The organism is Phenylobacterium sp., assembly GCF_030693805.1.
Lineage (GTDB): Bacteria > Pseudomonadota > Alphaproteobacteria > Caulobacterales > Caulobacteraceae > Phenylobacterium.
Genome location: NZ_JAUXZW010000117.1, coordinates 1 through 7,482, shown reverse-complemented (window position 1 = coordinate 7,482; position 7,482 = coordinate 1). Strand labels below are relative to the sequence as shown.

The following is a 7,482-nucleotide window of genomic DNA, read 5'->3' as shown; positions in this document are numbered from 1 at the left end:
CTCGTAGTGACCGAGGTCGAGATCCGTCTCGGCTCCGTCGTCGGTGACGAAGACCTCGCCGTGTTGGTACGGGCTCATCGTGCCCGGATCGACGTTGAGATAGGGATCCAGCTTGCGCAGCCGCACCTTGTAGCCACGCGCCTGCAGCAGCGCACCGAGCGCGGCGGACGCCAGACCTTTGCCCAAGGAGGAGACCACGCCGCCGGTGATGAAAATGTACCGGGTCATGGGCGTTCAGGTTAGCAGCGATTCGAGGCCAAGACGCCCCATTGATTCGAAAAGCGAGCGCATCGTCGCGCCGATGATCGGGCGTGCGGGTCGGCCGGCTTGCGCCCGCCGCGTCAGGGCTTCGGCGCTTCCTGGGCCGGCGAGCCGCCGAGGAACGGGTTATTGACGCTGGGCGTCGGCGCCTGCGGCTGAGGTGCGGGCGCCTGCGGCGCCGACGGATCGGCCGGGGCCGGAACCGTGGGCTGTCCAAGCCCGGACGGATCGATCGCATCCACCTTCACCCTGTCGACGACCGACGAATCGGCGCGCTCGCGTCCAGTGAGCAGGGTCAGCGCCAGGCTGAGCACGAAGAACGCCGCACCCAGACCCCAGGTCACCTGGGTCAGCAGGTTGCCGGCGCCGCGCGCGGTCATAAATCCCGACGGCCCGCCGCCCATGCCCAGCGCCCCGCCTTCCGAGCGCTGCAGCAGCACCACGGCGACGAGCCCGACGCAGACGATGATATTGAGGGTGAGCAGAATGCCGAGCAACATGAAGCGAGTCCGGTGGGTTCGAGCGGTCACACCGCGCTCAAAAGAAGCGCGCGCTCTACCACTCGGCTTGGCGTAAGGCCATAGCTAGGGCGTCACGGGCTGCGGACAAGGGCATGGGATTTCCGACCGACCGAGCGCCGATCCTGGAGACCGCCCGCCTGCGGCTGGAGCCCCAGACCGTGGACGACGCCGATGCGCTGTTCCCGATTCTGCGCGATCCGGCCAGCGTCGGCATCTGGGGTTGGGCGCAGGTCGAGGATCCGGAACGCGCTGTGGAGATCGTCTCGGGTCAGGCCGCGGAAGCGCGCACCGGGCGCGCCCTGCACTGGACCATACGCAGCCTCGCCAACGATACGCTGACCGGTTGCTGCGACCTGACCGGCATCGACCGCAAGCTGCGCCGCGCCGAACTGGGCTTCCTGTTGGGCCCGGCCGCCAAAAACCAGGGCCACGGCCTGGAGGCGTTGCAGGCCGTGGTGGTCTACGCCGCGACCCGTGGGATCCGCCGCCTGCAGGCCTGCGCCCCGCTGGGCGCCCGCGCCGCCGAGACGCTGATCGAGGCCCTGGGCTTCAGCGAGGTCGGCGTGCTGCGCGGTCAGGTCGAACGCGACGGCGAACGCCGCGACGGCCGGCTCTATTCCCTGACCCTGTAGCGCTGCTCAGAGCGCGCCGATGATCGCCAGGAAGTCCTGGGCTTTCAGCGAGGCGCCGCCGACCAATGCGCCGCCGACCTCGGCCGCATGCAGGATCTCAGCGGCGTTCGATGGCTTCACCGAGCCGCCGTAGAGGATCGGCGCGCGGTTGGAGGCTTCGCCCAGCTCTTCGCGCAAGGTCGCCCGAATCGCCCGATGCACCTCCTCGATCTCGGCGACGCTGGGGGTCAAGCCGGTGCCGATCGCCCAGACCGGCTCATAGGCGACGCTGAACGCCCGGCCCGCGAGCTCCGCCGGCAACGAGCCGCGCACTTGGCCGGTGACAACCTCCAGCGTCCTGCCCGCCTTGCGTTCCTCGAGCGTCTCGCCGACGCAGACGATGGGCTCCAGGCCGCCGCGCAGCGCCGCCAGGGCCTTGGCCGCCACCAGCGCGTCGGTCTCGCCATATCCGGCGCGCCGCTCCGAGTGTCCGAGGATCACCAGGCGCGCCCCGGCCTGCGCCAGCATCTCGGCGGAGACGTCGCCGGTGAAGGCTCCCGACGCCTGGGCGCGACAGTCCTGTCCCCCGACATCGACCTTCGATCCGGCCAGCGCGCGCGCCATACGTTCGATCAAGGTCGCCGGAGGACAGATCGCGACGCGCGTCGCCGTGGCGCCCACGCCGGCGGCGACCGCGGCGGCCTCGGCGAGGTCGTTCTCCAGCCCGTTCATCTTCCAGTTGCCGGCGATCAGCGGCGTGGGTGTGGTCATTTGGGAGATCCTCAGCAGCTTTGCCGCGCGGTTAAGCCATGTCGTCGTCGCTGTCACGCGCTTGCCGGGAGCGAGCGGCCTCCACTATACCCCCCGCACGTCCTCGCGCCCGGGAAGGGGTTCCATGCTCTCCGCCATCCGCAGCTTCGCGAAATCCTGGGTCGCCGCGGTCCTCATCGGCCTGCTGATCGTCAGCTTCGCCGTTTTCGGGATCAGCGACATCTTCAACAAGCAACAGACCTCGAATGCGGTGATCGTGGCCGGAAAGCGCCAGGTCACCGGCGCCGAGTTCCGCCGGGAATTCGACAGCTTCAAGCGCAACGCCGAGCAGCAGGCCGGCCAGCCGCTCTCGACGGAGCTGGCCGTGGCCAACGGCCTCGACGCGCGCCTCCTGCAGGAACTGGCGAACCGCGCCGCGTTCGGCGAGTTGATGCGCCGCGTCGGCGTCATCGCGCCCGACAGCCTGGTGGTCTCGGAGATTCGCAAAATCCCCGACTTCTTCGACCAGATGACCGGGCGCTTCGACGAGAAGATGTACCAGCAAGAGCTTGGCCAGAACGACCTCACACGCGAGAAGTTCGAACAGATCGTCCGCGACGAGCTGTCGGAGAACCAGCTCGCCAAGGGTCTGGTGAGCGGGATGCGCGCGCCGCGGGCCTACACCGCCCTGGCCGCGGCCTACGGGCTCGAGACCCGCGACATCGGCTATTTCACCATCGAGCCGTCCAGCGTACCCGCCCCGCCCCTGCCGACCGACGCCCAGCTCACCGCGTTCATGAAGCTGCACACGGCAGAACTCACGCGCCCCGAGCTGCGCATCCTGACTGTGGTCAGCTTCAGTCCGGCCAATGTCGCGGCCAACCTGCCGATCGACGAGAAGGCGCTGATGGAGCGCTACAATTTCCGCAAGGACACGCTGTCGCAGCCCGAGACCCGCTCGCTGGTGCAAATCCCGGTGAAGGACGCCGCCGCCGCAGCGCTCGTCGCCGCGCGACTGGGCAAAGGCGAGGATCCGACCGCCGTCGCCAGGTCGGTCGGCGCCCAGGCGATCAGCTACGCCGACAAACCCAAGACCGCGATCCCCGACCGCAAGGTCGCGGACGCCGCGTTCGCTCTCACGCCTGGCCAGGTCAGCGGCGCGATCCAGGGCGACCTGGGCCTGGCCGTGGTCAAGGTGCTGAAGGCGACGCCTGGACGCACCGTCTCACTGGAAGAGATCCGCCCCCAGCTCGAGGCCGAGCTGCGCAAGGACGCCGCCGCCGAGAAGGTCTACGCCCTGACCCAGGCCTATGATGACGCCCACGCGGGCGGCGCGAGCCTGACGGAAGCCGCCCAGAAGGCCGGCGTTCCGGCCGTGACCCTGCCGGCGATCGCCAAGGACGGCCGCAATCTGGAAGGCCAGCAACTCCAAGGCATGCCGCCCAAGCTGCTGGACACCGCCTTCGGCCTGCCCGCCGGCGGCGAGAGCGAAGTGCAGGAGACCGGCGACGGCGCGTACTATGCGGTGCGGGTCGAGAAGATCCTGCCGGCCGCCATGCCGCCGCTCGCCGAGATCAAGCCGCAACTGACCCGCGTCTGGATGATCGAGGAGACGGTGAAGCGCCTGCAGGCGCGCGCCGACCAGTTCGCCGAACGCCTGCGCAAGGGCGAGAGCCTGGAAGCGGTGGCGAGCGCGGCCGGGGCCAAGCCGTCCCGGGCCCTGGCGCTGGACCGCGCCACCGCGGCGCAGAACAAGGCGTTGTCCGGCGAAGCGCTCGGCAGGGCGTTCTCCGCCAAGCCCGGCGATGTGTTCACCGCCTCCGGCGCGACGCCCGGACTGGTGGTCGCCAAGCTGGAGGCCGTCCGCGCCAGGCCCGACGCGCAGATGGCGCGGATGACCGAGGAGGCTCGCCCTCAGATGACCATGGTGCTGTTCCGAGACATCGGCGCCAGCGCGCGCCGCGCGGCCCGCGAACAGCTCAAGGTCAAGGTCAACACGGCCGCCGCCCGCGCGGCGATCGGGCTGGAACCGGTGGTCGCCAAGGGCGCGGCCAAGGGAGAAAAGGCGAAATGAACGTCGAGCCAGCCTTCGAGACCTTCGAGCACCTTTACGCCAGCGGCGCGCCGCAACTCGTCTGGACCCGGCTGATCGACGACCTGGAGACCCCGGTCTCGGCCTATCTGAAGATCGGCCACGGCCGGCCCTACGCTTTCCTGTTCGAATCCGTCGAGGGCGGCGCCTGGCGCGGTCGCTATTCCGTGATCGCTCTGAACCCCGACCTGGTTTGGCGCTGTCGTGGCGACCAGGCGGAGGTCGCCGAGGGCGAGGACATCGCCACCGAGACCTTCACGCGCCAGCCGGGCGGCGCGCTTGATTCCCTGCGCGATCTGCTCGCCGCCTCGCGTATCGACCTACCCGCGGGTCTGCCGCCGATGTCGGCGGGCGTCTTCGGCGCGCTGGGCTACGACATGATCCGGCTGGTGGAGCACCGACTGCCCGGCGGCCTGCCCGATCCGTTGAACCTGCCGGACGGCCTGATGACGCGGCCCTCCGTGGTGGCGATCTTCGACGCCATCGCCCAGGAGATCATCCTCGTCACCACGGCCCGGCCGAACTCGACCGCTGCGACCCAGGCCTTCGCCGCCGCCAAGGCCCGGCTCGCCGGCATCGTCGAGGACCTGCGCAGGCCAACGCCCCGTCTCACCGGCACGGCGACGCCTGAACCTGACGCCTTCACCACGCCGATCGACCGCGAGCGCTATCGTGGCATCGTCGAGAAGGCCAAGGGCTACATCGGCGCTGGCGACATCTTCCAGGTGGTGCCCAGCCACCGTTTCCGCGCGCCCTTCGCGCAAGATCCGTTTGCGCTCTACCGGTCGCTGCGGCGGATGAACCCTTCGCCGTTCCTGTTCTATCTGAACTTCGGCGACTTCCAGATGGCCGGCTCCTCGCCCGAGATCCTGGTGCGGTTGCGCGACGGCAAGATCACCATCCGCCCGCTGGCCGGCACCCGTCCTCGCGGCGCGACCCCGGCTGAGGATCTGGCGCTCGAACAGGAGCTGCTCGCCGACCCCAAGGAGCGCGCCGAACACCTGATGCTGCTGGACCTCGGCCGCAACGACGCCGGCCGCGTCGCCATGCTGGGGCAGGACGGCCGCAACGCGCCGAAGGACGGCGCTTCATCGGGCCCGCATGTGCGCGTCACCAACAGCTTCTTCGTCGAACGCTACAGCCACGTGATGCATCTTGTCTCCAACGTCGAGGCCGATGCGCCGCACGACCCGGACCCGGTGGACGTGCTCATGGCCGCCCTGCCCGCCGGCACCCTGTCGGGCGCGCCGAAGGTGCGGGCCATGGAGATCATCGACGAGCTGGAGGTCGAGAAGCGCGGCATCGCTTACGCCGGGGCCGTCGGCTACTTCGGCTGCGACGGCTCGATCGACACCTGCATCGTCCTGCGCACCGCCTGCTTCAAGGACGGGACCATGTACATCCAGGCGGGCGGCGGCGTGGTCGCCGACTCCGACCCGGACGCCGAGTACGACGAGACCCTGCAGAAGGCTCGCGCTCTGCGCCGAGCCGCCGAGGAATCCTGGCGCTTCATCTGACTGGCGGCGGGCACGCTGTCATCGGACTGTCGTGGCTGCGCGGCAGAACAGACCTCCCTGCATCCGGGAATGGTCATGGCCAGCGAACTCGACGACGGCGTGCTCGCCGAGATGGACCGCATCAAGCGGGAGATCGCCGACAGCTTCGACGAAGAGCTGGAGATGGAGATCGATGAGAGCCGGCTGGAGAGCCTGCTCGGCGACATGTCAGAGACCCCCGGCCGCGCCCAGATCGATCGCCGGGCCTATTTCCGCGAACTGTTCCGCCTGCAGCATGAGCTGGTGCGCCTGCAGGACTGGGTGCAGCACCAGGGCCTGAAGGTCGTGGTGATCTTCGAAGGCCGCGACTCGGCCGGCAAGGGCGGGGCGATCAAGCGGATCACCCAGCGACTGAACCCACGCGTTTGCCGGGTCGCCGCCCTGCCCGCACCTAATGAACGCGAACGCACACAGTGGTACTTCCAGCGCTATGTCGCCCACCTCCCGGCGGCTGGCGAGATCGTGCTGTTTGACCGCAGTTGGTACAATCGCGCCGGCGTTGAGCGCGTGATGGGCTTCTGCACCGAGGAAGAGTGCGAGGAGTTCTTCCGCACCGTCCCGGCGTTCGAACGCATGCTGGTGCGCTCCGGCATCGTGCTGGTGAAGTACTGGTTCTCCATCACCGATGAGGAACAGCAGTTTCGCTTCAACATGCGCATCCACGATCCGCTGAAGCAGTGGAAGCTCAGCCCGATGGACGTGGAGTCGCGTCGCCGCTGGGAGGACTATACCCGCGCCAAGGAAGCGATGCTGGAGCGCACCCATATTGACGAGGCGCCCTGGTGGCTGGTCGAGGCCGTGGACAAGAAGAAGGCGCGGCTGAACTGCATCGCCCACCTGCTGTCGCAGATTCCCTATGGCGACACGCCAAAGGCGCCGGTCACCCTGCCCGACCGCGTGCGGCACGACGACTACCTGCGCCGTCCGCCGCCGCCTCAGATGTACGTTCCGGACCTCTACTAGGCGCGTGCCGGCGCTCCTCGACGACCTTGGCGCGCAGGCGGGCGGCATGCTCTGGGCGCTGGCCTTTCGGGACGGCCGCGCCCACCCCGGCGACGAAGGTGACCCGGACGCCGCACCATCGGCGCCGGACGCCTGGACCTGGGCTCACTTCCCGCTGGGCGACGTTCGTGCCCGGACCTTCATCGCCCGGATGCAATCCCTGCCCGCCGGTTTCCAAGAGCTGATCGAGAGCGACGACCAGCGGCTGCAGTTCGCGGGCGATGGCGCCTGGGCCTATGGGGTGTTGCCTGACCTGGAACGCGATCTGGCCGGCGAGCCGCGCGGCGCGGGGCGACTGTTCTTCGCGCTCGACGATCGGCTGATGATCACCGCGCGCGTGCACGCCTTGAGGGTGGTCGATGATGTTCGGCGCGAGGCTGAGCAGGGCCTGCGACTGGAACGGCCCGCGGACGCCGCCGCGGCGCTTGTCGATCACTACACCGAGTTGCTGGATCTGCGTCTGGACCAGTTGACCGTTCAACTGGCGGCCGTTGAGGACCTGGTGCTGAGCGAGCCCTCCGACGTCGACGGGCTGAAGCTCGGACCCTGCGTCGCGAGCTCGCGCGCCATCGGCGCGAGCTTCAGGCCTTGCGCGGCGCTCTGGCGCGCGGCCGGCTGGCGCGGAACGGCCGCAGTCCAGGGCCCCTGCTGCACGATCAAGAGAGGCTCGCCGCGCCGATTGGAGATCT

Annotated in this window: 7 protein-coding genes and 1 pseudogene; 5 read left to right on the top strand and 3 right to left on the bottom strand. The window is 69.2% G+C overall.

Annotated features, from left to right (window positions below; translation table 11 throughout):
* Together Q8M88_RS05335 and secG are read right to left on the bottom strand one after the other, a co-directional pair.
* Positions 1–228, bottom strand: a pseudogene (locus Q8M88_RS05335) (CTP synthetase); the annotation flags it as partial.
* Positions 229–341: 113 nt separating this feature from the next.
* Positions 342–761 carry a preprotein translocase subunit SecG gene (gene secG, locus Q8M88_RS05330; RefSeq protein WP_305595209.1) on the bottom strand — a complete coding sequence of 140 codons (420 nt, stop codon included), beginning with the start codon at positions 759–761 and terminating at the stop codon, positions 342–344.
* 113 nt (positions 762–874) lie between these two features.
* Between secG and Q8M88_RS05325 the strand changes: the two genes are divergently transcribed.
* Complete coding sequence (locus Q8M88_RS05325) at positions 875–1,414, top strand: GNAT family N-acetyltransferase (protein WP_305595208.1); 540 nt, start codon at positions 875–877, stop codon at positions 1,412–1,414.
* Positions 1,415–1,420: 6 nt separating this feature from the next.
* Here the strand turns inward: Q8M88_RS05325 and tpiA are convergent, their stop codons facing one another.
* Positions 1,421–2,164, bottom strand: a complete 744-nt coding sequence (gene tpiA / locus Q8M88_RS05320; protein WP_371132635.1) for a triose-phosphate isomerase — start codon at positions 2,162–2,164, stop codon at positions 1,421–1,423.
* A gap of 124 nt (positions 2,165–2,288) precedes the next feature.
* Here tpiA and Q8M88_RS05315 point away from each other — a divergent pair, with 124 nt between their 5' ends.
* From Q8M88_RS05315 to Q8M88_RS05300, 4 genes are all read left to right on the top strand, one after another.
* On the top strand, positions 2,289–4,217 hold the full coding sequence (locus Q8M88_RS05315; RefSeq protein WP_305595207.1) for a peptidylprolyl isomerase: 1,929 nt from the start codon (positions 2,289–2,291) through the stop codon (positions 4,215–4,217).
* Entirely contained in the window at positions 4,214–5,752 is a 1,539-nt protein-coding gene (gene trpE / locus Q8M88_RS05310) for an anthranilate synthase component I (protein ID WP_305595206.1), read from the top strand. Before Q8M88_RS05315 ends, trpE begins: the two co-directional genes overlap by 4 nt.
* A gap of 75 nt (positions 5,753–5,827) precedes the next feature.
* Entirely contained in the window at positions 5,828–6,754 is a 927-nt protein-coding gene (gene ppk2, locus Q8M88_RS05305) for a polyphosphate kinase 2 (protein ID WP_305595205.1), read from the top strand.
* Positions 6,755–6,758: 4 nt separating this feature from the next.
* On the top strand, positions 6,759–7,482 hold a 724-nt coding region (locus Q8M88_RS05300), incomplete at its 3' end, for a CorA family divalent cation transporter (RefSeq protein ID WP_305595204.1).